Consider the following 25664-nt stretch of genomic DNA (forward strand, 5'->3'; position numbering starts at 1 on the left):
AGTATTTTTGGAGTGAAAAAAAATGTAACTTGCCTATACGAACCTATTTAACTTAAACTTAACATGAAAAGAGTACTATTTTTGGCATTGCTGTTTTTTGGTGGATTTGCTATCGCCCAAACGACGGTAAACGGGAAAGTGGTAGATCAGAACAATGAGCCCATACCTGGTGCGAATATCGTGATTACTGGAAAAGCGATTGGGGCAACAGCGAACTTCGATGGGGATTTTACTCTTGAAACTTCTGAAGTCCCCCCCTTTCAGTTAACTATTACCAGTATCGGTTATGCTTCCGCAACCGAGGAAGTAACCTCAAACAACCAAACACTTACAATTGTACTTTCTGAAACCCAAACTTTTTTGGATGAGGTGGTCATTTCGGCATCTAGAACTCCGGAACGTATCTTTGAATCACCAGTTACCGTTGAACGTTTTGGTTTACAGGAAATTAGGAATACGGCATCCGCGGATTTTTATGACGGACTAGAAAATCTTAAAGGGGTTGATGTCAACACCAACAGTTTAACCTTTAAAAGTGTCAATACTAGGGGTTTTGCCACCTTTGCAAACACGCGCTTCATGCAGTTGGTAGATGGAATGGATAACTCAACACCTGCCTTGAACTTTCCTATAGGTAACTTGGTCGGTATGATTGAGACCGATGTACAAAGTGTTGAACTTTTGCCAGGGGCATCTTCTGCGCTTTATGGGGCCAACGCCTTTAACGGAATTCTTTTTATGAGAAGTAAAAATCCATTCGACCACCAAGGGTTGAGTGGTTATATTAAAAGAGGTATCACTTCTCAAGAAGCCGCAGGCGATAATCCGTACACCGATTTTGGTATCAGGGCCGCCCATAAGTTTAGTGAGAAGTTTGCCGGTAAAGTGAACTTCGGATACTTGAAAGGCACCGACTGGGCCGCCACCAGTGAAGTGGACAAAACTCGCGTTGGAGGTACAAGGTCCGATCTTAACTATGATGGTATCAACGTTTATGGGGATGAGGTTTCCGCCGATATCAAAGATGTAGCGGTAACATTGGAGGGTTTAGGCTTATTGCCAGCTGGCGCTAATGCTTTGGTTCCATCCCAAGAAGTAAGTAGAACGGGTTACAATGAAAGATACCTTACTAATTACAACGCAGAAAGTGTTAAGGCGGATTGGGGTCTTTATTACCGGCCTTGGGAGAACGATTTTGAAATTGCTTATGTGGGTAAGGTAGGTACAGGATCAACCATTTATCAAGGTACCAACCGCTATAACATCAATAACTTCTTTCAAGAACAGCATAAAATAGAATTTCGAAACGATAATTTCTTTCTAAGAGGTTATATGGTGGCCGATAAGGCTGGTGATTCTTATGACATGGTATTTACGGGAATAAATATCAATAGGGCTTGGAAAGATGACCAAACTTGGTTCGGAGAGTATACTGGGGCCTATGTACAAGCGACTTTGGCAGGAGCTACGAATGAGCAAGCTCATGCGGCGGCAAGGGCCCAAGCCGAATCTGGTCGATTTGAACCGGGTACACCAGAATTTGAAGCGGCCTTTAACAGAAGTATCAATGATCCTAATTTGTCTACCGGATCTCAATTTAGAGATGCTTCCAAATATTATCATGTAGATGGTAATTATAATTTCAGCCATTTGGTAGATTTTGCCGAAATTCAGGTCGGTGGTTCGTTTAGAAGATATGGCCTAAACTCGTTCGGCACCATTTATACAGACTATGATGGAACTATCGATTATTCGGAATTTGGACTGTATACCCAAGTTCAAAAAACAATCGACTTCAACGAAGGCATGAACCTAAAACTAACGGGTTCTGTGCGCTATGATAAATCGGAGTTTTTTGATGGTTTCTTCTCCCCGAGGTTATCCGCAGGTTTGACGTTGAACAGAGACCACAATATTCGTGCGTCTGTACAGACCGGCTTCAGAAATCCGACTACACAAGACCTTTTTATCGGTCTTGATGCCGGTCGGGCAATTCTTGTAGGTTCGGCACCTGATAACTTAGATAGGTATTCAAGAAGTTTCGAAGTCAGTGGTGCAGCTCAACAGAATTTTCAGCAGCCCGCTGCCATTACTCAAACCGGTAAAGCGGCTTATGAGAATTCATATTCCTTAAGCTCTGTGCAAAGACTTGGGGTTACTGGCAATCCGGCCGATTTGGTCATAGCCAACCCAGAAGTGGTGAAGCCTGAGCAGGTAACCTCGGTAGAGGTAGGTTACCGTGGTAAAATAGATAAGTTAGTCATTGATTTTAGTGCTTATTATAACAACTACAAAGACTTTATTTCGCAAGAGGTGGTAATAGCACCTTATTACGGAACGGTCGGAGACGGTTCTCTTTCTGTGGCGGCCATAGTCAATGATGATTTTCAAGCATACAGCGCTTATACCAATTCAGATGTTGATATATCTTCTTACGGAGCTTCCATTGGTTTAACGGCTTCATTGTTTGGAGGGTATGATTTAAGTGGAAGTTATACCTATGCCAAGCAAGATTTTGATCAAGAGGCGAATCCTGATTTTATGAGCAACTTCAATACGCCTGAGCACAAGTTCAAGGCCTCGTTGGGCAATACCGATGTGTTCAAAAATTTTGGGTTCAATCTTGCCTATCGTTTTAGTGATGATTATTTCTGGGAGGCAACTTTTGGTAATGGCGTCGTGCCCGAATTTCATGTATTGGACGCTCAGATAAGCTACAAAGTGCCAAAAATTAAATCATCTTTTAAGGCTGGTGCTACCAACTTGCTGGGCGATGAATACTTTACCGCTTTTGGTACCGGATTTATCGGATCGATGTATTATGTTTCTTGGACAATCAACAACCTATAATAGAATATGATGATGAAAACTAGATATATTGCATTAATGGCCATGTCATTGGTCTTTGTTGCTTGTAATACTGAAGAGGATTTTGACCGCACCGAAGAGGTGGCAGAAATACCCGAACTCACAGCTGGGTCGGCAGACTTTTCAACTTATGTTTCTTTAGGAAATTCCCTTACGGCAGGTTATACCGATAACGCACTTTTTATTGCAGGTCAAGAAAATTCAATGCCAAATCTACTTGCGGCCAAATTTTCTTTGGTAGGAGGCGGAGCGTTTACCCAGCCATTGGCGAACGATAATATTGGCGGTCTGTTGGTAGGCGGTGCTCAATTAGAAGGTTTTAAGCCGAGGTTGGTTTTCGGTGGTGCCGGACCGGTTGATTTAGAGGAAGTAGTCGGACCTATAAGTCCTACGACCGATATAGTACTGAACAATCCATCGGGGCCATTTAATAATTTAGGAGTTCCTGGAGCTAAGAGTTTTCATCTTTTGGCACCGGGGTATGGAAATATTGCTAATCTTGAGGCTCAATTAGCGAACCCTTTTTTTGTTAGAATGACGGGCAGTACGCCCGATGCAAGAATTTTAGAGCTTGCGTTGGCACAGTCCCCTACTTTTTTCACCCTCTGGGCAGGTAATAATGATGTGCTCGGGTATGCCACCTCTGGTGGTGACGGTACCAACCCGATTACTGATCAAGCCACTTTTGATGTGGCCATCAGTACGTTGGTCACTAGTTTGACTGGCAATGGTGCAAAAGGAGTAATGGCCAACATACCTTATGTGACTTCCATACCTCATTTTACGACCGTACCTCATAATCCATTAGATCCTACAAACCCGGATTTCGGACCTCAGATTCCTACATTGAATACTATTTTTGGTACGCTCAATCAAATCTATACGGCACTGGGAGAAACTGATAGAATTGTAACATTTTCCGAAACAGAAGCCAGTGCGGTGGTCATTTTAGATGAAAACTTAACCGATTTGTCGGCTCAAATTGCCGGAGCATTAAATGCAAACCCTGGTTTTCCTTTGTTCGTTCAACAATTCGGTCTTCCTTCAGAGGCGGCGCCTATTGTAGCTAATCTTTTAGGGGTTACTTACGGGCAGACCAGACAAGCAACCGAAGAAGACCTTTTGGTGTTACCTAGTAGTAAGATCATCGGAACGGTGAATACAGACTCGGTTGCCTTTCTAATGTCTCAAGGATTGCCAATGGAAATTGCCGGCCAGTTTTCTGTTGAAGGTATTAGTATGCCTTTGGCCGATAAGTGGGTTTTGACCCCTGAAGAGCAAGCTGAAATTAGCACGGCAATAGATAATTTTAATGCTACGATTGCTGCAGCTGCCTCAGGTGCCGGCTTGGCTTTCGTTGATGCAAACGCTATTATGCAAGACTTGGCAAATGGCGGCGTCACCGATGGTGATTTCACTTTATCTGCCAATTTAGTAACAGGGGGCGCCTTTTCACTTGATGGTGTTCACCCTACCGCTAGAGGTTATGCCCTGTTGGCAAATGAGTTTATGAAAGCTATCGACGCCACTTATGAATCGAACTTTGAGGCTTCCGGAAGTCTATACAATATAGGAGATTTCCCAACCAATTATTCACCTAGTTTGCGATAGGTAAGTGTGAGAAAATCAACAAAAAACGGTGCTATTGTAAGGTGCCGTTTTTTGTGTTTAAAAAAGAACAAAAAGTAGTTTTTAGTTAAAATTGAAAAAGCTACCTTTGCACCCTGAAAAACACAGGTGAAAAAAACTGTCTATCAATAGTTAATCAATTGAATTTTTAAACGAAAAGGTAATGTCTAAAGTTACAGGTAAAGTTTCGCAGATTATTGGGCCGGTTGTGGATGTTGAATTCCAATCAGGTGATGTCCTTCCTAAAATCTACGATTCATTGGAAATCACCAATAAGGATGGTTCTAAGTTGGTGCTAGAGGTTCAATCTCACGTAGGTGAAAATACGGTAAGAACTATCTCTATGGATTCAACCGATGGTCTAAGCCGCGGAACTGATGTATTGGCGACCGGTAATGCCATTCAAATGCCGATCGGTGATGATGTTTATGGCCGTTTGTTCAATGTAATTGGTGATGCTATCGATGGCTTGGGCAACTTGCCAAAAGCTGGAGAGAAGGGGCTTCCTATCCACAGAGAAGCACCTAAATTCGAAGATTTATCTACTTCTACAGAAGTTCTTTATACTGGTATTAAAGTAATCGACCTTATCGAGCCTTATGCTAAAGGTGGTAAAATTGGTCTTTTCGGTGGTGCTGGTGTCGGTAAGACCGTTTTGATTCAAGAATTGATTAACAATATCGCCAAGGGCCATGGTGGTCTTTCCGTATTTGCAGGGGTAGGTGAAAGAACCCGTGAGGGTAATGACTTGCTTCGTGAGATGTTGGAGTCCGGTATTATTAAATACGGTGAAGATTTCATGCACAGTATGGAAGATGGCGGATGGGATTTGACCAAGGTAGATAAAGCTGCAATGAAAGAATCAAAGGCAACTTTCGTATTCGGTCAGATGAACGAACCACCAGGGGCACGTGCTCGTGTGGCTCTTTCAGGCTTGACAATAGCTGAGTATTTCCGTGATGGTGCTGGAGACGGGCAAGGTAAAGATGTTCTTTTCTTCGTTGATAATATTTTCCGTTTTACCCAAGCAGGTTCTGAGGTATCGGCTCTTTTAGGTCGTATGCCATCAGCGGTGGGTTACCAGCCTACATTGGCTACCGAAATGGGTGCTATGCAAGAGCGTATTACCTCAACCAAAAGAGGTTCTATTACATCTGTACAGGCGGTATATGTACCTGCGGATGACCTTACGGATCCTGCTCCTGCAACAACGTTTGCTCACTTGGATGCTACAACCGTATTGTCTCGTAAGATTGCTGAGTTAGGTATTTATCCTGCAGTGGATCCATTGGATTCTACTTCTAGGATTCTTACTGCCGAAATCTTAGGAGAAGACCACTACAACTGTGCACAGCGCGTAAAAGAGCTTTTACAGAGATATAAAGAATTACAAGATATCATTGCCATCTTGGGTATGGAAGAATTGTCTGAGGAAGACAAATTGGCCGTAGGTCGTGCAAGACGTGTTCAGCGTTTCCTTTCTCAACCATTCCACGTAGCTGAGCAATTTACAGGTATTCCAGGTGTTTTGGTTGATATTAAAGAAACTATCAAAGGCTTTAATATGATTATGGACGGTGAATTGGATCATCTTCCAGAATCGGCTTTCAACCTAAAAGGAACCATTGAAGAAGCAATGGAGGCTGGTGAGAGAATGTTGGCAGAAGCGTAAATAGTTATAAGTTAATAGTTCAAGGTTTAGGTACTTTGGCTTTTGACTTAAAGCTTAGAACTTATAACTAATAAGAGATGTATTTAGAAATCGTATCACCAGAAGCAACCCTTTTTTCAGGAGAAGTTACCTCGGTAACCGTACCCGGTGTAAATGGAGAGTTTCAGATGTTAAATAATCACGAACCGATTATTTCATTGTTGCAAGAAGGTAATGTGAAAGTAGATGGCAATGTTGTCGTCGATGAAGAACATGCTTCTAAATTCTCTAAAGATTCAGATGGTAAGACCCTTTTGCACATAAAAAGTGGTACCGTCGAAATGAAGGACAATAAAGTGATAGTTCTGGCAGATTAATTATAATTGCCAAATAATTTTAAAGCCCAAAAGTTATCTTTTGGGCTTTTTTGGTTCACTTTATTTAGGTAATAGAATATAATTAACTGCGAAAAACCTAAAAATCCTGTTTTTTGGGTATGAAGATTTCAAAAGTTACCCCTTGACCCAAGGTGCTTTTGGCCCGAATATGGCCATGATGGTTTTGAACTATTTTTTTAACAATGGCCAAGCCGATACCCGTACCCTCATATTGCTTGCGGTCATGAAGTCTATGGAATATTTTAAAGATCTGTTCGGCATATTTTTGATCAAAGCCTATTCCGTTATCTTTTAAGGTTAAAAGGCTATATGATCGTTCTTGGTTAAGGGGTAAGCCTTTAATATCTACTGGCATTGCCTCCTGTAATTCAATATCGATAACCGAAGGCATATCTTTTTTTGAGAACTTTAGAGAATTGATAATAAGATTAACGAACAACTGCTTGAATTGTGAAGGTATCACTTCTGCCTTACACGAACCTTTTAGATTTAAATTCGCTTTTTTATCGTGAAGTTCTTCTCTAAGGTTTTCACTTACCTCTTTGATCAAGGTTTCGAATTTGGTTTCTATAAACAGTTGACCTGACTTTTCCGCACGGGAATATGATAATAAATCTTGAATCAAGGTCTGCATTCTATTAGCGGCCAATTGCATTCTATTGAACCTATAAATACCTTTTTCTGAAAGGTTCTTATGTTCGGTTGCCAAAATTTGCGATACGAAAGTCTGTATTTTGCGCAAGGGTTCTTGCATGTCATGGCTCGAAATGTAGGCGAACGATTGAAGTTCGGCATTCATCTTTTCAAGCTCTTCATTTTGGGCTTTAAGCTCTTGGGTGCGCATCTTCACCTTATTTTCCAAATCTTTGGAGAGCAGTGTTAGTTCGTTGTTTCTCTTTTCCAGTTCTAGCCTGCTTTTTCTTAGTTCGAGCAGATTCATTACCTGTTCGGCCAAAATGTTCAAGGCTTCAATTTGGCTTTGACTAAGCGAATGGGGTTTATGGTCGATTACACATAGGGTTCCTAATGGTAACCCTAAAGAATCTTTTAGCGGTACCCCCGCATAAAAAATAACATTGGGGTCTCCCGTTACCAAAGGGTTATCAAAAAACCGTTCGTCTTCACGGGAGTCATTCACCATAAATACCCTATCTTTATGATGAATGGCATGGCTGCAAAAGGCTTGTTCTTTGGGGGTTTGCCTAACGTTCAAACCATGGTTCGATTTAAACCATTGCCTGTGGTCATCTAAAAGGGTAATCAGAGAAATAGGTGTTTGGCAAATTTCAGCAGCCAGTTTGGTCAGATTATCATAATCTTTTTCCGGTAAGGTGTCTAAAATGGAATAGGAATTTAAAAGCTCTAGCCGTTCAGCTTCCTTCTCATGTTCTGGGGCTACTTTCATATTTGACAATAACTCTTTTTCAGGGGAATTCTAATTGTTTAAAGTTATTATGGTCTACAATATAGAGATTTACAATATTATTTCCATAGAAAGTAAAATTTGAAAGCCCGATTTGAATTACTTCAATTGAATGATTTTCCAAAATGTGCTTCCAGACCAATAACCCGTTAAGTCGGTAAAACCTATCGCTTGATGGGCCGCTAGAGACCTCTTGTTTTCAGCATCAACTTCGGTAACGATAGATGAAAACTCGGGGAAAACGGTAGTTTTCATAGTTTGGTATAATTGCCTGAACACGCCTTTTCTTCTAAATTGTTTATCTATACAAATCTGTCCCATAGCTATAAAATCAGTAAGTTCTAACTTTTCTATTTCATTGAACATGGGTACAAGCACCTCAATCTGGTTGCCAAACTTGGGGTGCATGCTGAGCGCGTAGGCTATTACTTGATCATTAGCAATGGCTATAATGTGGGGGCAGGCTTCGTTCATTTTCTTTAAAATCTCAAAGGTGTGAACAACCGTAACAAATCCTTCTTTGCTTTTTTCTTCCTCAGTCAGGGCGCTAGGTAGATTTTTTTGCTGCAGCGATAATATTTGCTGTAACTCACTATCTGAGCTACAACTTTTGTAAGTAATTAAATTTACTTGCTCCACAGCCAATTTTCTCTTTTTTTAAGTTGCTTTTTCGATGGTTTTTGACCCTTTTTTTCAAAGGTGTAAAGGGAATACGATGGGTCGGCTTCTAAAGTTACTTGTGTACTTTTCTGAATCCCGAATCTCTCAAAGGTTATATTTAACTGATCGCCAATTTTAAGACCACCTATGAATTCGGTAAACTGTTGACCGTTCGGGAAGTTTTCACCATTTATTTGGGTGATGATATCACCTTCCTCCAGTTCGGCTCTATAAGCGGGAGAACCTATTTTGGGTGTCGAACTGATTTCGCCATTACCATCGCCATTAAGACTTACATTGACCCCAAAATGAGGTCGCGATTTTGATTGTTCCAATATTACGCCCACCGTTTCAAGCAGTGATCGGTAATCGGGCATTTGGCTGTCGAATATGTACTTGTCGAAAAATTGGTCGGCGAAATTTTCACCTGCGTACACTTGAAGTCCTTCACGTAGGTTATGCAATGTGTACGGCTTTTCAGGTTTACCCATCGTTGACCACATGTGTTTCATATAATCATCTAGAGTGAGATCGTTTTCGCGCAGTGATAGGTCTAATGCAAGGCCGAGAATGCTTCCGTAAGAATAGTACGAAATGAAAGTGTTGCCTCTGTTGACAGGGTCTACCGAAGTGGCCGCATCAACAAAGGGGGCTTGGTAGCTCATTTCAACTGGATTGAAAAATTGACGACCCGGAGAGTTCCACACATAATTGAACGTTCCCGTTATGCCTTCTATGTATTCATCTGCCGATAATATTCCCGCCCTGCATAGGCTTAAACCGGTATAATAGCTGGTGAATCCTTCTGCAAACCAAAGTTCTCCGCTCATATTGGCCTCTTCAAAATCAAAAGGCTCCAATGCTTTGGGTCGTAACCTTTCTACATTCCAGGCATGAAAGAACTCGTGCGAAACCGTGCCGATATTGCCTTTCATTCCCCCGTCGGCCAAAGCCGTGGTGCTAGTTAAAATGGTCGAATTACGGTGTTCCATACCATCACCTGAAGCATTTGGTATGTAACAAGCCAAAAAAGTGTAACGGCCGTAATCGAATTTAGGTAACTCGCCGTATACTTTTTCTTCAGCAATTACCACACTTTTTACCTGCTCGAAATATTGATCTAGTTCTTCTTCACTTCCGTTGTGATGAAGCACCAATTGAATGGTCTGTTCATTGTTATTGGGCCCCACTTTAAATTCCCTAACGGAATAGTTGCTTATTTCTACAGGGCTATCCATAAAATAATATAGGTTCGGTGCACTATAGGTGGTTCCTGACACTAAGGGTAACTGTGTGGCCACCTTCCACCCAAGGTCTTCCCGAACATTGAAATCAACCTCTATTTTTCTTTCTTTGAGGCCTGGGGCAAACATAAAAGTGGCGGGTATATTCAAATGTGAATGGGTTTCATCAACTTGCGAATACGTGCCGTCTCCTCTATTCGCAAATAGAGTGTATTGAATATTGATTGTGCCATCATGGCCGCTAACCAACCACTGATAAGGGTCGGGCCGGATAACCGTTAATTCTTTTCCCGAACTGTCGGTGGCTTTAAAGCCATATACATTTTTGGCGAATTCGTGCAGGGCATATCGGCCCGGAGATGTTCGGCTCATTCTTAGGGAAAGGGTGTCGTTTTCTAAGTTTGTAAATTTTGCCTGAATAGTCGCTTCATGGTGTACCGCATTTTCAAAAGAAATAGTGTAAGTGTTGGTCTGTGCAGAAACAAAGGCGGAAGCAAACAGTATCAGAAGAAGATTCAAATTCATTTGAATATTTTTAGAGCTAATATAGGGTTAATAGAGTGCATACACTAAATTTGTTGTACGCTTTAATCCATTTTAAAAGCACCCGATTCGTCGGTTATTTAAACACTTTTCTATCGATTGGGTTCATGGTAAGAACTTTAGTTCAAATTCTCGTTTTCTTTTTCTCCTTATCCGTTGTAGCACAAAATGAATCGGTTTCTGAAAACCTTAATAATCAGATTTCCACTAATCTAGTTTTGCCGATAACGGGTAGTTTTGATTTGAGCTATGAACGTATTGTGGCCAATAAATGGGCTGTAGGAATAGGTGCTGCTCTCTATGGCGAAGGTTTCCAAAATTTAAGTACTTACGACTCTTATTACGAGCGCATAACAAATTACGAGATTACCCCTTTTGTAAGAATCTATTTTAATGGGTCACAAAAGAGAAGTCATTTTCTAGAGGTGTTTGGGTCTTTAAGTCAGGTAGAAGAATCTGGTAGGTATTTAAGGCATGTGAATCAAGAGGGTTATGGTGTTTATTCTGTCGGTTCAAAAAGCTTTTCGGTCGGCGGGTTAGGAGTTGGTTACGGATATCGCTTTTTGTTTTACCGGAGAAAAGTAGTGTTAGAAGCGCAGATAGGATTACGAACCAATTTTGACGTAGATTTCGTGTTCTTGAATGCTGCTTTTGTACGAACCGGAATTAAAATAGGATATCGTTTTTAGGTTGTAATTATGAGGCTTTTCAAATTTTTTCTATCTCTTTTCTCATCATTGTTGTTCTTGGGTTGCTTGTCAACAGATGATGATGAATATAGGCCTATCTGGTTAACGGCACAAAATGCTTTTGACTTTCCTTTGCAAAATGAGTTTTCGGTTGGCGATACACTTTATGTTGAACAATATTTTAGTAGATATCTACCGGAAGAAGGCTACGAAGAGCTGTTAGATGTTTATGAAACTACTAAAGATGAGGAGTTTGGCTATAGCTTTCAAATAGAAAAATATTCAAATCTTTCGCAAGACTACAATTGGGTTAATCTCGACCCTCAGTTTATTTTAGGCAACAAAGATGATGGGGGCTATAATTCTCTAGAAATTTTGGCATTACTCAATTCTTCAAGAGATGCGTACGAATCAAGATTCGGAATTGTTTTGGCTGAAGCTGGTAGCTTCAGGCTCAATCTAAGCCATGTTATCTTTCATAATGGTTATAATCAGGCCAACGAAATCTATCTTGATATTCGCCATGAATTTTCAAATGAAGAAGAAGCGCTGTGGGAGTTTACCGTTACTGAATAATCCAATCAAAAGTGCCTTTTGAGTGAAAATCCCTGAAAAAAGGGGTAGGTAAGAATTATTGCAGATTTAATTTTGTTCCAACAAAAGAAAAATACGCATTATGATTACAACCATTAAAAAGTGCTTCTCATTATTCATTCTCTTTTTATCGATTTATTCGAGCTACGCTCAAAATGATACTATCTATTACAGTGAGAACTGGAAGTTGGTTCAGCAGAAAGACAGTGCTTCTTTCTATCGCTTGCCAGTTACCAAAAAAGGTGACTTGTACCACATACAAGATTTCTTTATTTCAGGGAAAAAGCAAATGAAGGGCTTTTCACAATCGCCAACTAAAGAAGTATGGCAGGGTAAGGTGGTTTGGTTTAATGAAGATGGTTCTATCAAACAAGAAGGCAACTACGCCAATGGCTATCTAGATGGAGATTTTGTTACTTTTCTTAATAAGAACAAGTTGGTTGCAAAATATAAAAACGGAAAATTTATCTCGGGTGAGAGAAATACCGGTTATGGCAATAGTATGTTCTACATGCAAAAAGTAGGGGATACCATTCGTGAAATTATTTACCAAGATGATATAGATGGTATTAGGCAAGAGCGGGTAGGTACCAATAAAAAATATGAGCTCTATAGTAAATACTATGGGCAGGGGGGTGAATTTCTTGGAGAAAAACAACCAGGTTCTGATGGTTACACGAAGGGTGTTGAAGTAATGTATGTATACGATCCCATGAGGGTCAAAAGTATCACCTATTACAGTAGGGGCAAGGTCTTAGGGCAGACAGATTTTTACCCTAATGGTCAGGTTCGAGCTGAATTTCTTCAAGAACCGAAATTGGCCCATGTCTATTATACGCCCAAAGGTGAAGAAATGGGAAGGGTAGAATACAAAATCGATAATTATGGTATTTTACCAAAAGAGGGTGTGGTTTTCAGGTTCGGGTATGGTGTGCATAAGAACGATTACGCCGATGAATACCGCGTAGAAAGAAAAACGGTTTATGAAAATGGTAAGGTACAAGAAGACGCAACCTATTATGAAAACGATAAACTAAGGTCGCTTACCAAATATGAAGAAGGCAAAAAGACGCTTCAAATAAGTTATTCCGAAGACGGCACTGAATTGGCCCGAATGGAATATGAAAATTACAGTCCGTTTAATGGTACTGAAATAAGAGAGACGGGTCGAGCCACCTATGCTAATGGCAAGCTGATCAAAGAAGAGGTTTATTTCCCGAAAACCGAAATGGTTCAAGTCTCTAAAACTCCTGAAAAGGAAGTTTATTTTGACAGTAAGGGAGATGAGCTAGGTACGCTAACTATGGAAAATAGTGCTTCTTATCCAAAACCATGGAAGGGTAAAAGATTTCGCTATGATTATTATGATGGTACGGTAAGTTCTATAGAAGAGTATGAAGAAGGCGCCATTGTGCAAAAAACTTCTTGGAGAAAACGAAAAATAAGCGAAGAAAATTCTGATACGTTTAAAAGAATAGAGAAATATGATGCCTCTGGTTTTAATAAAATAAATGAGATTCTTTTCTATAGTAACGGACACAAGCAAAGTGATATCACCTATAGAAATTACAAAGAGTTAAAAGGTGTCTATTATGATAAAGACGGCAAAATCATGGGCGAGTATGATTTTGAGAAAAAAGATGGCGCTAGATATCAGTTTTTTGGTGATTCAGATGAAGTTCAAGAATATGAGTTGACCAGCAATGGTAAACAGTTGGCCTTCAAAAAATATGATTATGGTAATAATGTCTCTTATGGCAGTATAGACCCAGTTCTAGTTGAAGATTTTGATATTACTTGTTGCGCCTCTTATTATGATAGGGAGGGGAACTTGCTGGCAGAGATACAGTTCAAAGATGAGAAACCCTGGAGCGGTGATTTGTACGACCCTGCGACAAAAGAATTATATCAAATTCAAAAAGGTAAGAAAACGGGTTGTTATAAAAAGTTCGATTACAACAAGAATGTAATTGCCGAGGGCTCTTTTGTTGATAATAAAAAAGAGGGTGTTTTCAAGACGTATACTTATGACGGAATGGTGGTTTCAAAGGAAAACTATGCCAATGACCACCTAAATGGTAAAGCCTTTTATTACAACAATGAAGGGGATGAGATCGCTCAAATGGAGTATAAAGAAGGTAAGCCGATGAATGGCATGCGCACGGTATCGGTCAATTATAAAAATGAAAAATCTTTACAGACCTACAAAAATGGGCAACTCATCAAAGAAGAAATTAAAACGGATGATACCTTATTGGTCAAGACGTATTTGAACGAACAAAATGTTGAATGCAAAAGCTATTATCAAGATTCTGACCAAGTAAAATATCAATATCAGATGTTCGAGGGATATCTGAGTGGTGTAGTGGTCAAGTTCGATAAAAATGGTATTGAATTAGCTCAGGCTAATTTTGAAAGGGGTGAGCTGCAAAATGGGGTTGTTTATCTAAATAAAGGATACGGCGGTCAGAATATGAGTTATTATTCCGTCTCTAAGACCGAAAGCGAATTGATTGTCAATATTTATGGAGAAGATAATCAAGTACTTTTTACCTCTGAGGAAAACCTCTTTTTAGGTGAGCACACTTTTTTCACCAAAAGCCTGGGTCTTGAACTAGACTTTTTCAGTGAAAAAGATTTGTTTTAAGAAAGGTTATATTTTTGGTCTGTGAAAAGTTTACCATCAAAATTGCAGCGCAAACTACTGTTGAGAAAAGAACAGGGGTCTCTTCGCCAGTTACCTTTTTCCGATGACTCCTTGATAGATTTTTCATCGAACGATTATCTGGGTCTGGCCAGTAATTTTGAGCTTTTTGATGCGGTCGGTCAATTTTTGGCAGGCAATTATATAAACAGTAACGGCGCTACGGGTTCAAGACTCATTTCTGGTAACCATCCTCTTCATAATGAAGTAGAGAAAATGTTGGCAAACTTTCATCAAGTAGAGGCAGCATTGCTTTTCAATTCAGGGTATGATGCCAATTTAGGATTTTTTGCTTCCGTACCGCAAAGAGGCGATTTAGTGCTGTATGATGAGTTCAGTCATGCCAGTATACGAGACGGTATCACTTTAGGAAATGCCAAAGCTCAGAAGTTTGCCCACAACAATCTAAATGACCTGTCTGTAAAACTTGATAAATTAAAACGAACAGTGCCCAGCGATGCAGAGGTTTATGTCGTTACAGAATCTGTCTTTTCTATGGACGGAGACTCGCCTGATTTAGAGGCAATGGTCCATTTTTGTAAAAAATACGACTTAAGGCTGGTAATCGACGAAGCCCACGCTCTCGGCGTTTACGGAGGTAATGGCGCTGGCTTGGTACAGTGTTTAGGCTTGCACGAAAAGGTGTTTGCACGGATAATGACTTTTGGCAAAGCCCTTGGTTGTCATGGTGCCGCTATATTGGGCAGTACAGAACTAAAGCAATATTTGGTGAATTTTGCCCGTAGCTTTATCTATACTACAGGTATGCCACCCCATTCATTGGCCACTATTCTCATTGCTTATCGCTTTATGAGTCAACCGGTTGGTGATATTTTAAGGTTGCGGAATAACATTGAATTTTTTAAACTTGAAATAAAAAGATTAGGTGCTGATGACCGTTTTATAGATAGCGATTCGGCAGTTCACTGTTTTTTGGTAGGTGATATCAAGAAAGCCAAAGAACTGTCAGGCGCTATGAAAAAGTTGGGTTTTGATATTAGGGCTATTCTTTCACCAACGGTGCCCGAGGGGCAAGAGCGATTAAGAATTTGTTTGCATAGCTACAATACCGAAGACCAAATTAAAACGATGCTTGAAAATCTGGTCGACCTATTTAAAAATTGAATGGCACAAAAATTTTTCACTGTTGCTTCTTTCGAGTTTCCGGCAGATGTTCAGATTTTAAAAAGTAAGTTAGAATCTGAGGGTATTCCTGTTTTTCTGCGAGATGAAAACACCTTGAATTCCGACCCCATCATTAGCAATGCGATAGGGGGTGTAAAATTGCAGGTGTACAGTGAAGATAAAGAGTCGGCTTTAGAAATTTACGACCAAATTAGGGCTTTCGCCATTGATGATTTGGGTAACCCTCGAACTTGCCCTAACTGTAAAGCGCAAAAATCAGAGGTTTACTACGATAGAAAGGGCGTTTTAAATAAACTTTTCCCGTTTTTTGAGAAAAGAAAATACAAATGCCTAAATTGTGGCATGATCACAAACCCAAGAGTAGTATGACACAATTTTTCGTAACTGGAATTTCTACGGAAGTAGGCAAAACAATTGCTTCTGCAATCATAGCAGAAGCCATGGAAGCAGATTATTGGAAACCCGTTCAAGCAGGTGAACTTGATAATACCGACAGTGACAAGGTCAAATCGTTGGTGTCTAACGGTAAAACGGTTATTCATAAAAGCAGTTACGAATTAAAAGAACCTATGAGCCCTCATGCAGCGGCTGAAAACGAAGGTGTCTTAATCGATAGGGAACATATAAACGAGCCCAAGACCGATAACCATCTTGTGATAGAAGGCTGTGGGGGCATCTTAGTGCCTTTTAATAGCAGCGATACGGTACTCGATATAATTATGCCTACTTATAAGGTAATTGTGGTGTCAAGACATTATTTGGGTAGTATCAACCACACTCTGTTGACCATTAATTGGCTGTCTCAAAAGGGCTATGATGTTTCCGTATTATTTAGTGGTAATGCCAACCCTCAGACCGAGAACATAATTCTTCATAAAACGGGCGTTTCAATGATCGGTCGAATAGACGAGGAGGAATCTTTCGATAAAGCAGTCATTAAAAAATACGCTGAAAAATTCAAACCTATTCTAGAAACCCTCTAATTTTCAATATAAGTAAGAACCAATTCGGTATCACCGATGTTGAAGGCCAATAGATTTTTTCTTCCTTCTAAATTGTTTTTGTTGAAAATGTAGTAGCCTGGTATTAGACATTGTTGAGTTTTTATAAGGGGTTTTTGCCGCCATAGTTCAAGGTAAGCGCCTGTTTCATAAAACCGAAAGGGTATTTGACAATGGGTTCGTGTATCTTCTTGAGAGAAAACATAAAGCGGTTCTTCGCCTATCAGGTTTTCAATTTCTACCGCATACTTTTTTTGAACGGCACTTGATGAATTTAATGCTTTTAGTGGAAGGGCAACGTGATCAAAAATTAATCTTCCCACAATTAAAAAACATATAATGCCCAAGTGTTTGCCGTAGTCTGTGGTTTTATATGTCATCCACAACAAAGCACCGAGAAATAGTATAAACAAGGGAGTCCATCTTATATTTGGTATTTGCTCAAAGTACGGTAGAAACGGAATTGCAATACAGCATGCTATGGCAAGGCCCATGAGTATCTTGAAGAGCAGGTGCATCAGCTTCATTTTATTGAGTTGGTTATACGCTAGGTAGGTAAGTAGAGTGATAAGCAAAGGGAAAAACATGTAAGTATATCGAATCCGTGCTCCTGGAGATACCCAATAAACCATAAAATTGGCAGTAAAGGCAATTAAAACAAAGGATAGGTACGGGTGCTTGAGTATTTTCTGAATGAATTCTTTCCGCCAGAGAAATATAAAAAGCGTTGCCGGAAAGAGAACCGCCAAAAAATTCATGGGAAAGAAAAAGAGATGGCCTATAAGCTCAAGAAAATCCCTTTCAAGTAGCGTTCGTTGACTGGTGAGTCCCCACATATCAGAAAGGTAGGTCGTTAAATCTTCATGTAGGCTGTACCAATAAAAATAGAGCCCGACGGCTATTGCCGAGAGAAGTATAGAAGTAAAATGAGCTGGTGAAAAAAGTATTTTTAAATTTTTCTGTTGGTATAAATAGAAAAATAATGTGATGAAAAGAAAGGCGAAAGACGCGAAACCTTTGGTGAAAAAGGCTAGGGTAATAAAAAAGTACGCACCGCCAAATAATAGAAATAGCCGCTTTTTTTGGTAAAAATGAAATATGCTGAATATCGAAAGTACTACCAGTAACGAATAAAAAAGGTCAATTTCGGCGGTAACGGAAAAATAAAAATAGATGTCGGCACATACTAAATAGTACAAGCTACTCAACAAGGCGAACTTTTGGCCTATATATTTCCTGTTCATCCAATATAGTAACAGTCCGGTAAGTATCAGTGATACGGCCGCGGGCAATCTCAATGCAAATGCATTGCCACCGAAAAGCTTAATGCTTCCGGCAAGTATGATGTTCCACAATGGAGGGTGGTCGTAAAAGGTTTCATTGAAAATTGAGGTAACCACATAATTATTGTTGAAGAGCATTTCCATGGCTACAATGGCTCTTCTGGGTTCCTCGGTATGTATAGGTGGTACGCCGAGGTTATAGAATAGAGAAATGATATATAGCGAAAAAATGCCTATTGATAACCATTGAAGGCTTTTCGGGTTGTCAAGCTTTGAAGAATTTCTATCAATAGCATTCATGGTTTTGGTAGGTTTTCAAAGTCAAAGATGCCCAAAATCTTTATATAGAAGTCAATTATTCCTCATCTTTGCAAGATGGATAATGATTTTGATTTAGGTACGATGATATCCGAAGGTATTTCCGAAAGGGATAAAAAGCACATCTGGCATCCTCTCACACAGCATAAATTACACCCTACGATGTTGGGTATAAAGAAGGCCAAAGGGGCTCTTCTTTACGACGAGTCGGGAAAGGAATATATTGATGGCATCGCTTCATGGTATACTTGTATGTACGGTCACTGCAATGATTATATACTTGACAAGGTGCATCAACAAATGCAAAAACTGGATCAAGTGGTCTTTAGTGGATTTACCCACGAACCTGCAGTGCGCCTTTCAGAAGAGCTTATAGATATTTTACCTGGTAATCAGCAAAAGCTATTCTTTTCGGATAATGGCTCTACAGCCACTGAAATCGGGATAAAGATGGCTTTGCAATATCACTTTAATAGAGGTGAGAAGCGTCCTGTTCTGGTAGCTTTTGAAGAAGGTTTTCATGGTGACACTTTTGGGGCCATGTCCGTTTCTGGTTTATCTGTGTACAATGGTCCGTTTGAAGATTTTTTTATAAGTGTGGAGCGGTTACCGGTGCCCAACGAAAAAAACATCGAGCATCTATTAAAATTTCTGGAGACTAGATTAGCAAAGGGCGATATAGCTGGTTTTATATACGAGCCTTTGGTGCAAGGGGCCGCTGCCATGAAAATGCACGATGCCAAGCACCTTGATAGGATACTAGGTTTATTGAAAAAGAATGGGGTTTTGGCTATTGCCGATGAAGTGATGACGGGTTTCGGCAAAACAGGCTCTTTTTTTGCTTCAGACCGCATGCTTAACAAACCGGATATTATCTGCATGTCGAAAGCGTTGACAGCGGGTTTAATGCCCATGGCTGTCACAAGTTGTACCCAAGACGTGTATGATGCTTTTTATAGTGATGATATCGGTAAAGGGCTGTTTCATGGGCATACTTATACAGCCAATCCATTGGCGTGTACAGCAGCTTTGGCAGGAATAGAGTTGTTGAAATCGAATGAGATACAAGAGAGTATTCATCGGATTACGGAAGCCCATAAAAGTTTTGATAAAGAGATAAAAAACCATTCAAAAGTAGCTTCGACTCGTCAATGCGGAATTATTTATGCACTTGATCTCGATGTAAAAATGGAACGCTACGGAAATCTAAGGGATCAACTTTTCAAACATTTTATGGATAATGGTGTGTTTTTACGACCATTGGGCAGTACCATTTATATTTCTGCCCCCTTTACCATTTCAGACAAACAACTTCATAAGATTTACGACACTATTAAATCGGCCCTAGAGGCACTTTAATCATTATTTTAGTGAAAGAACCAATCTCTATCACCGCGGTTTCTTCAATTTCTCCATTGGGCAGTAGCCAAGAAGAAATATGGCAAGCATACCTTTCGCCCGACCATTATTTATCTAAAAGAAAGTTCAATGAAAGATGGGAGTGGGTTTCAGCTATTTCTGAAGAAAACCAAAGAGGCATTGAAAAGGTTCGTCATTCCGACCCAAAATATAAGAATCTTGACAAAACCGTGCTTTATGCTTTGTTTGCATCTAGAAATGCCGTTGCCGATGCAGGATGGACCATAAACGACGACTTCGGAATAAATATCGGATCATCGCGCGGGGCTACCGAACTTTTTGAAACCTATCACGAAGAATTTTTGGCGCAGGGTAAAAGTTCCACATTATCCTCACCGACCACTACATTAGGAAATATTTCATCTTGGTTGGCACATGACCTAAAAACACATGGCCCAGAAATTTCGCATTCCATTACTTGTTCCACAGGTTTGCATGCCGTTCTTAACGGTGTAGCTTGGCTGCAAAGCGGTATGGCCGATAAGTTTTTGGTAGGTGGTAGTGAGGCACCATTGACACCTTTTACCATTTCTCAAATGAAAGCGCTAAAGGTTTATTCTAGAATAGGGTTGGATGAGGAGGTTGCCTTTCCTTGCTTGGCATTGGATATGCATAAGACCCAAAACACGATGGTGCTTGGTGAAGGAGCTTCGGTAGCATGTCTAGAGGTTGGGCAAAAGAAAAATGCCATGGCCTTGATTTCCGGAGTGGGTTACGCTACCGAACCGTTAAAACATAATATTTCTATTTCTACGGATGCACTTTGCTTTCAGCGTTCGATGAAAATGGCCTTGGGGGGTATTTCACCCGATGAGGTAGACGTAGTGGTGATGCATGCGCCCGGTACGATAAAGGGCGATTCTTCTGAACTATTGGCAATAGAGAAGGTATTTGGAAATAAGATTCCGCTGATGACTTCCAATAAATGGAAATTGGGGCATACGTTTGCCAGTTCGGGGCTTTTAAGTATGGAGTTGGCTGTATTGATGCTTCAAAAACAAAAATTTATATCAACTCCCTTCAAAAACAACACTGATTTAAAGGAAATAAAGAAGGTTCTGGTAAATGCCGTTGGTTTCGGAGGTAATGCTGTCAGCGTTTTGTTGACCTTGCCATAGAACAACATTTGAAAGGCATTTTTGTAATTTCAATTTTTTAAAGGTTATTTTTGACCCAGATTTAGATATGAGTATGAGCGAACAAAAGCACGATTGGACCAAGCAGGAAATTCTAGAAATTTATAATAAGCCCCTAATGGAACTGCTTTATGAAGCAGCCACCGTTCATAGAAAGTTTCATGACCCCAATACGGTTCAAGTGTCTACGCTATTGTCTATAAAGACTGGCGGATGCCCTGAAGACTGTGGTTATTGCCCGCAAGCGGCGCGCTACCACACAGATATTGAAGGTAACGACCTAATGCAGGTTTCTCACGTAAAGGCACAAGCTTTACGTGCCAAAGCTTCCGGTAGCTCTCGTGTATGTATGGGTGCTGCTTGGCGTAATGTTAAAGATGGGCCGGAGTTCGATCAGGTTTTAGAAATGGTTCGCACCATTAATAAATTGGATATGGAGGTTTGCTGTACATTGGGCATGTTGACCGAAAATCAGGCACAGCGTTTGGCAGAGGCAGGTCTTTACGCTTACAACCATAATTTAGACACTTCTGAAGATTATTATAAAGATGTTATTTCTACAAGGGCATTTGAAGACCGATTAGATACCATTGATAATGTTCGCAAGAGTAATGTAACCGTTTGTAGTGGCGGTATAATTGGTATGGGCGAGGCTATCGAAGACCGTGCAGGTATGCTCGTGGCTTTGGCCACCCTTAATCCTCAGCCTGAGTCGGTACCGATCAATGCATTGGTAGCGGTCGAAGGTACACCAATGGAAGATATGGAGCCTATTTCTATTTGGGAAATGGTTCGTATGGTCGCTACTACCCGAATAGTTATGCCCGAAACACAAGTACGGCTTTCTGCTGGCCGTACGCAAATGAGTAGAGAGGGGCAGGCCATGTGTTTCTTTGCCGGAGCCAATTCTATATTTGCAGGCGATAAATTATTGACGACTCCCAACCCCGATGTGAATGAAGATATGGAAATGTTCAAGCTTCTCGGTTTGAATCCGCAAAAGCCATTTACAAAAGTGTCACAACCAAAAACGGTAGAAGCTTCAGAGTCGCAATTCAAAGATTTGGGCGAGAAGCCAAAGTGGACGAGGCCCGGGCATTCCATCGCTAGAAACGAAGAGGCAAAAGCAAAGTCTAAGCTCGTCGAATAGGCCAATATTAGTTTTGTTTTAAGAAAATCTTTACAAAAGGTTAATTAAATTTGGTCTTTAAATTCAACCTATATAGTATTGAAATTAGAAGCTATTCCACGGGTAAGTTCCATTACTAAGGAAGATTTCTTAGAGCACTATTTCAAGCCACAGAAGCCAGTAGTTATTGAAAGTGCAGTTGGGCATTGGCCGGCCATTAAAAAATGGAACTTGGCCTATATGCAACAGGTTGCCGGTGAGAAGACCGTACCCTTGTACGATGATAGGCCCGTTAATCATGAAGATGGGTTTAATGAGCCCCACGCCGAAATGAAAATGGCGGAATATATCGATTTGCTCAAAAGGGAACCCACCAAATACCGAATCTTTCTTTGGAATATTTTAAAGGAAGTGCCCCTACTTCAAAAAGATTATGACTTTCCTGATTTCGGGTTAAGACTGCAGAAAAGATTACCCATGTTGTTTTTTGGTGGGCGCGATTCGTACACTTTCATGCACTATGATATCGATATGGCAAATATTTTTCATTTTCATTTCGATGGAAAAAAAGATGTTATACTATTTCCGCAATCGGAAACCAAATACTTGTACAAGGTTCCACACTCGTTGATTACTCATGAAAGCATCGATTTCTCGGCCCCGGATTATAAAAAATGGCCGGCTCTAGAAAAGGTCTTGGGTTATAGAACCGAGCTTCAGCATGGTGAGGTGCTGTATATGCCCGAAGGTTACTGGCACTATATGAAATATATAACTCCAGGATTTTCAATGAGTCTAAGGTCGTGGCCAAAAAACCCGAAGAATTTCGTGCATGCCATCTATAATATTTTGGTTATGCGTAGTTTTGATGTGGCCATGCGCCGGCTTAAGGGCCAAAAATGGATAGATTATAAAAACAGTCAGGCAATCGAACGCACTAAGCGGGCGGTATTGGTTTGATCTTGAATAAATTGATATGAAAAAATACCTATTACCCTTTTTAACAATATTTGTATTTACCAATTTTATGTATTCTCAAGCCTACGAAGGTAGGGGTGACCAAAAGTTTCAGGTGGGCGCCAATTTTCAAGAGAACGGTACCGGAATAACTGCTTCGTACGATTATGGTCTAGGAGAAAATATTTCGGTTGGGGCCGTTTCTACATACCTTTTGGGTATAGCAAGCGGAATTGATGATGATACCAGAGAGCGATTCGACGCAAAGGTTCGCTTTAGCGCACATTTAGGGCCCATTATTGACGTATCGCCAGCTTTTGATATATATCCGGGATTGGATTTAGGACTTAAGAATTTCGGCTTTCATACAGGAGCGCGTTATTTCTTTTCTGAAGGGCTAGGTGTTTACACCGAATTCGGTTTTCCAATTGCTAAATATCAGACAGAAGACCTAACGCTCTCCGATAAGTTTCACAATCAGTTCAATGTAAATATTGGGGTGTCCTTTAACTTTCTTTAATAGGTTTTGGACAAATTTTCTAAGGAATTAATTCCTTGATTTTTTCGTAAACCAGATGAGATTCCCATCCTCTGTATAAGAGATAGTCGGCCAGTTTTTTCCTTTTCTTCTGAGGGTTCTTTTCGGTAATCTGAGATAGGCGCTTTTGGGCCAAATTGTCAAGGGTTTTATAATATGCCCTATCTTCAATTTCACTAAGGGCTGTATTGATGTTATAAGTAGAAATATTTCGAATTTTAAGTTCTCTTACAATTCGTTTTCTGCCCCAGTTTTTAATATTGAACTTACCTCTGGCAAAGCTTTGGGCAAAGCGTTCTTCGTTCAGATAATTTCCCTCTATTAAATGAACTACGATTTTGTCGATAGCTTGCGGAATCATGCGCATAGACCTCAATTTTTCAACGACCTCTTTATGGCAGCGCTCTTGATAGGCACAGTATTTTTCCATCTTGGTAGTAGCTTCTTGAAGGGTGTAGGCCTTGTTCATGTTTGATAAGGTTTGGGCAATTTATGGCTAAGCTAGATAATATTGGAGTATAAAAAAAGCGGCTTCCGTTGAACGAAAGCCGCTTTTATAAGTCTTTAATAAATGGTTTTACCGTCTTTATCCTTAAAACGGTATTCGAGATACGTGTACGCATCTCTAGGTTGTATTTTAATCCATTTTTTATGTTCCAAAAACCACTTGGATCTAATGGATGGAAAACCTTTCATCAAATAGGCTGCGATAAACGGGTGTATGTTTAGCGTTATTCCGTTATCTTTTTTGGGCCCTTTGAGTAACCGCTCTAAATCGGCATTTATTTTGTCGATTAAAACGATAGGCGCTTCAATCTCTTTACCGGTGCCGTTTGGGTTTTCTTCGGTTGTTTTGATATTCATTTCGGGTCTTACCCGTTGTCTAGTTATCTGAACCAGTCCGAATTTGCTCGGAGGAAGTATCTTGTGCTTCGCCCGATCATCTTTCATTTCGTCCCTTAGATGGTCATAAAGTTTTCTTCGATTGGGGGCTTTTACCATATCTATAAAATCGACTACGATAATACCGCCCATATCTCTTAGACGCAACTGTCTGGCAATTTCTGAAGCAGCGAGGAGGTTGACCTCCAAGGCCGTTTCTTCTTGGTTCTTTGCCTTGTTAGAACGATTGCCGCTATTGACGTCGATAACATGAAGCGCTTCAGTGTGTTCTATAATTAGATAGGCGCCTTTACTCATGCTGGCAGTACGACCAAATGAAGTTTTGATTTGTCGTTCTATGCCAAACTTTTCAAAAATGGGAACGTTAGACTTGTATAGTTTAACTATAGAATCTTTTCCAGGAGCTATTTCTTCAACATAGTCCTGAATTTGTCCATAAAGCGTTTCATCATCAACATGAATTCCTGTAAAGGTATCGTTGAAAATATCCCTAAGTATAGAAGATGCCCTATTTAGCTCGACCAATACTTTAGAGGGAGTAGGTGCTTTATATAATTTTTTACACATCGTTGACCACTTGGCCAACAGGTTTTCTAGATCTTTGTCAAGTTCCGCTACTTTTTTGCCTTCGGCAACTGTTCTAATGATGACACCAAACCCTTTAGGCTTAATACTTTTAACTAACCTTTTCAGTCTATCTTTTTCTTCGTTGCTCGCTATTTTCTGTGATACCGAGACACGGTCTGAAAAGGGTACCATAACCAAATAACGCCCAGCAATGGAAAGTTCTGAGCTGATTCTTGGTCCTTTGGTAGAAATGGGTTCTTTTACTATTTGAACCAAAATGGACTGGTTGGCTTTGACAACATCTGTTATCACGCCATTTTTGTCAATGTCTTTTTCGAATTTAAAGTTGCCAAGGGAATAGTCCTTCAATTTTCCAGTACTCACTTGTTTGATGAACTTAAGCAATGAAGACAATTGTGGCCCTAGGTCATGGTAATGTAGAAAGGCATCTTTCTCATAACCAACATTGACGAACGCGGCGTTCAAGCCGGTAACGGGTTTCCGTATTTTGGCAAGAAATATATCGCCAACGGAAAAATTATTGTTGTCTTCCTCTTTGTGCAGTTCAGTGAGCTTACCGTCTTTTAATAAGGCAAAATCAACGGCATCGGAACTAGATCTTACGATTAATTCTCTATTCACCTGAATGTATTTGTATCCCGAAATGTGTCGGGATCGATTAAACAATGGTTGAAACGGATAGTAAATTACCGATCCGCCGAAATTTCTATTTGAATTTCTATGTCAATGAACGTAGGGGAAGAAAAAACAAAAGGGTTCAGCATAAAAAGGGCTGAAAATCTCAGCCCTTTTTATTTAGCCCTTACGGTCTATTTTTTCTTGTGTCGGTTGGCTCTCCTGCGT

General features: G+C 40.2%; 21 protein-coding genes. 15 read left to right on the forward strand and 6 right to left on the reverse strand.

The features are described 5' to 3' along the window. The first annotated feature begins 63 nt into the window (after positions 1 to 63). The 4 genes from IL356_RS05180 to IL356_RS05195 all read left to right on the forward strand — a co-directional run bounded on the left by IL356_RS05180 (position 64) and on the right by IL356_RS05195 (position 6525). Positions 64 to 2850 (forward strand): TonB-dependent receptor, encoded by a 2787-nt coding sequence (locus IL356_RS05180; protein WP_121850480.1) that lies wholly within the window; start codon positions 64 to 66, stop codon positions 2848 to 2850. 9 nt (positions 2851 to 2859) lie between these two features. Further along, positions 2860 to 4479: an SGNH/GDSL hydrolase family protein gene (locus IL356_RS05185; RefSeq protein ID WP_121850824.1), complete on the forward strand. Its 1620-nt coding sequence runs from the start codon at positions 2860 to 2862 to the stop codon at positions 4477 to 4479. 181 nt (positions 4480 to 4660) lie between these two features. Next, complete coding sequence (gene atpD, locus IL356_RS05190; RefSeq protein WP_121850479.1) at positions 4661 to 6169, forward strand: F0F1 ATP synthase subunit beta; 1509 nt, start codon at positions 4661 to 4663, stop codon at positions 6167 to 6169. Positions 6170 to 6246: 77 nt separating this feature from the next. Beyond that, positions 6247 to 6525 (forward strand): FoF1 ATP synthase subunit delta/epsilon, encoded by a 279-nt coding sequence (locus IL356_RS05195; RefSeq protein ID WP_121850478.1) that lies wholly within the window; start codon positions 6247 to 6249, stop codon positions 6523 to 6525. Positions 6526 to 6622: 97 nt separating this feature from the next. Here IL356_RS05195 and IL356_RS05200 read toward each other — a convergent pair whose 3' ends face one another. From IL356_RS05200 to IL356_RS05210, 3 genes are all read right to left on the reverse strand, one after another. Next, positions 6623 to 7951 carry a GAF domain-containing sensor histidine kinase gene (locus IL356_RS05200; protein WP_162987956.1) on the reverse strand — a complete coding sequence of 443 codons (1329 nt, stop codon included), beginning with the start codon at positions 7949 to 7951 and terminating at the stop codon, positions 6623 to 6625. A 117-nt stretch (positions 7952 to 8068) separates the two neighbouring features. Next, positions 8069 to 8608 carry a GNAT family N-acetyltransferase gene (locus tag IL356_RS05205; RefSeq protein WP_121850477.1) on the reverse strand — a complete coding sequence of 180 codons (540 nt, stop codon included), beginning with the start codon at positions 8606 to 8608 and terminating at the stop codon, positions 8069 to 8071. Then, positions 8596 to 10398: a M61 family metallopeptidase gene (locus IL356_RS05210; protein WP_121850476.1), complete on the reverse strand. Its 1803-nt coding sequence runs from the start codon at positions 10396 to 10398 to the stop codon at positions 8596 to 8598. The genes IL356_RS05205 and IL356_RS05210 overlap by 13 nt, the downstream gene beginning before the upstream one ends. 125 nt (positions 10399 to 10523) lie before the next feature. Between IL356_RS05210 and IL356_RS05215 the strand changes: the two genes are divergently transcribed. The 6 genes from IL356_RS05215 to bioD all read left to right on the forward strand — a co-directional run bounded on the left by IL356_RS05215 (position 10524) and on the right by bioD (position 16532). Beyond that, positions 10524 to 11105, forward strand: coding sequence for a DUF3575 domain-containing protein (locus IL356_RS05215; RefSeq protein WP_121850475.1), 582 nt, complete (start codon positions 10524 to 10526; stop codon positions 11103 to 11105). Between the two features lie 9 nt (positions 11106 to 11114). Beyond that, complete coding sequence (locus IL356_RS05220; RefSeq protein ID WP_121850474.1) at positions 11115 to 11681, forward strand: hypothetical protein; 567 nt, start codon at positions 11115 to 11117, stop codon at positions 11679 to 11681. A gap of 100 nt (positions 11682 to 11781) precedes the next feature. Then, positions 11782 to 14346: a toxin-antitoxin system YwqK family antitoxin gene (locus IL356_RS05225; protein WP_121850473.1), complete on the forward strand. Its 2565-nt coding sequence runs from the start codon at positions 11782 to 11784 to the stop codon at positions 14344 to 14346. 21 nt (positions 14347 to 14367) lie between these two features. After that, positions 14368 to 15528: an aminotransferase class I/II-fold pyridoxal phosphate-dependent enzyme gene (locus IL356_RS05230; RefSeq protein ID WP_121850472.1), complete on the forward strand. Its 1161-nt coding sequence runs from the start codon at positions 14368 to 14370 to the stop codon at positions 15526 to 15528. After that, the gene (locus IL356_RS05235; protein WP_121850471.1) at positions 15529 to 15918 is read left to right on the forward strand and encodes a putative signal transducing protein; all 390 of its coding nucleotides are present in this window, start codon (positions 15529 to 15531) and stop codon (positions 15916 to 15918) included. Beyond that, positions 15915 to 16532: a dethiobiotin synthase gene (bioD, locus tag IL356_RS05240; RefSeq protein ID WP_121850470.1), complete on the forward strand. Its 618-nt coding sequence runs from the start codon at positions 15915 to 15917 to the stop codon at positions 16530 to 16532. Before IL356_RS05235 ends, bioD begins: the two co-directional genes overlap by 4 nt. Here bioD and IL356_RS05245 read toward each other — a convergent pair. Continuing rightward, complete coding sequence (locus tag IL356_RS05245) at positions 16529 to 18133, reverse strand: glycosyltransferase family 39 protein (RefSeq protein WP_121850469.1); 1605 nt, start codon at positions 18131 to 18133, stop codon at positions 16529 to 16531. The genes bioD and IL356_RS05245 overlap by 4 nt on opposite strands. Positions 18134 to 18208: 75 nt before the next feature. Between IL356_RS05245 and bioA the strand changes: the two genes are divergently transcribed. From bioA to IL356_RS05270, 5 genes are all read left to right on the forward strand, one after another. Continuing rightward, positions 18209 to 19510: an adenosylmethionine--8-amino-7-oxononanoate transaminase gene (gene bioA / locus IL356_RS05250; protein WP_225621389.1), complete on the forward strand. Its 1302-nt coding sequence runs from the start codon at positions 18209 to 18211 to the stop codon at positions 19508 to 19510. A gap of 11 nt (positions 19511 to 19521) precedes the next feature. Further along, on the forward strand, positions 19522 to 20688 hold the full coding sequence (locus IL356_RS05255) for a beta-ketoacyl synthase N-terminal-like domain-containing protein (RefSeq protein ID WP_121850468.1): 1167 nt from the start codon (positions 19522 to 19524) through the stop codon (positions 20686 to 20688). A gap of 73 nt (positions 20689 to 20761) precedes the next feature. Continuing rightward, the gene (bioB, locus tag IL356_RS05260) at positions 20762 to 21856 is read left to right on the forward strand and encodes a biotin synthase BioB (RefSeq protein WP_121850467.1); all 1095 of its coding nucleotides are present in this window, start codon (positions 20762 to 20764) and stop codon (positions 21854 to 21856) included. A 78-nt stretch (positions 21857 to 21934) separates the two neighbouring features. Then, positions 21935 to 22795, forward strand: coding sequence for a cupin-like domain-containing protein (locus IL356_RS05265; protein WP_225621390.1), 861 nt, complete (start codon positions 21935 to 21937; stop codon positions 22793 to 22795). 16 nt (positions 22796 to 22811) lie between these two features. After that, positions 22812 to 23312: a DUF6646 family protein gene (locus IL356_RS05270; protein ID WP_121850465.1), complete on the forward strand. Its 501-nt coding sequence runs from the start codon at positions 22812 to 22814 to the stop codon at positions 23310 to 23312. Positions 23313 to 23331: 19 nt separating this feature from the next. On the opposite strand, the gene IL356_RS05275 is transcribed toward IL356_RS05270, so the two are convergent. Then, entirely contained in the window at positions 23332 to 23799 is a 468-nt protein-coding gene (locus tag IL356_RS05275) for a regulatory protein RecX (protein ID WP_121850464.1), read from the reverse strand. Positions 23800 to 23894: 95 nt separating this feature from the next. Next, a complete protein-coding gene (locus tag IL356_RS05280; protein WP_121850822.1) occupies positions 23895 to 25442 on the reverse strand; it encodes an Rne/Rng family ribonuclease in 1548 nt (515 codons plus the stop codon). Between the last annotated feature and the right edge of the window lie 222 nt (positions 25443 to 25664).

This window comes from Euzebyella marina, from assembly GCF_014855515.1.
Taxonomy (GTDB): domain Bacteria; phylum Bacteroidota; class Bacteroidia; order Flavobacteriales; family Flavobacteriaceae; genus Euzebyella; species Euzebyella marina.

Bases quoted from the DNA above. Each gene is read 5' to 3' on its own strand.
- atpD (WP_121850479.1), top strand. From the start codon at position 4,661: ATGTCTAAAGTTACAGGTAAAGTTTCGCAGATTATTGGGCCGGTTGTG.
- IL356_RS05270 (WP_121850465.1), top strand. From the start codon at position 22,812: ATGAAAAAATACCTATTACCCTTTTTAACAATATTTGTATTTACCAAT.
- bioA (WP_225621389.1), top strand. From the start codon at position 18,209: ATGGATAATGATTTTGATTTAGGTACGATGATATCCGAAGGTATTTCC.
- bioD (WP_121850470.1), top strand. From the start codon at position 15,915: ATGACACAATTTTTCGTAACTGGAATTTCTACGGAAGTAGGCAAAACA.
- IL356_RS05200 (WP_162987956.1), bottom strand. From the start codon at position 7,951: ATGAAAGTAGCCCCAGAACATGAGAAGGAAGCTGAACGGCTAGAGCTT.
- IL356_RS05220 (WP_121850474.1), top strand. From the start codon at position 11,115: ATGAGGCTTTTCAAATTTTTTCTATCTCTTTTCTCATCATTGTTGTTC.
- IL356_RS05195 (WP_121850478.1), top strand. From the start codon at position 6,247: ATGTATTTAGAAATCGTATCACCAGAAGCAACCCTTTTTTCAGGAGAA.
- IL356_RS05225 (WP_121850473.1), top strand. From the start codon at position 11,782: ATGATTACAACCATTAAAAAGTGCTTCTCATTATTCATTCTCTTTTTA.
- IL356_RS05185 (WP_121850824.1), top strand. From the start codon at position 2,860: ATGATGAAAACTAGATATATTGCATTAATGGCCATGTCATTGGTCTTT.
- IL356_RS05275 (WP_121850464.1), bottom strand. From the start codon at position 23,799: ATGAACAAGGCCTACACCCTTCAAGAAGCTACTACCAAGATGGAAAAA.
- IL356_RS05210 (WP_121850476.1), bottom strand. From the start codon at position 10,398: ATGAATTTGAATCTTCTTCTGATACTGTTTGCTTCCGCCTTTGTTTCT.
- bioB (WP_121850467.1), top strand. From the start codon at position 20,762: ATGAGCGAACAAAAGCACGATTGGACCAAGCAGGAAATTCTAGAAATT.
- IL356_RS05245 (WP_121850469.1), bottom strand. From the start codon at position 18,133: ATGAATGCTATTGATAGAAATTCTTCAAAGCTTGACAACCCGAAAAGC.
- IL356_RS05215 (WP_121850475.1), top strand. From the start codon at position 10,524: ATGGTAAGAACTTTAGTTCAAATTCTCGTTTTCTTTTTCTCCTTATCC.
- IL356_RS05235 (WP_121850471.1), top strand. From the start codon at position 15,529: ATGGCACAAAAATTTTTCACTGTTGCTTCTTTCGAGTTTCCGGCAGAT.
- IL356_RS05180 (WP_121850480.1), top strand. From the start codon at position 64: ATGAAAAGAGTACTATTTTTGGCATTGCTGTTTTTTGGTGGATTTGCT.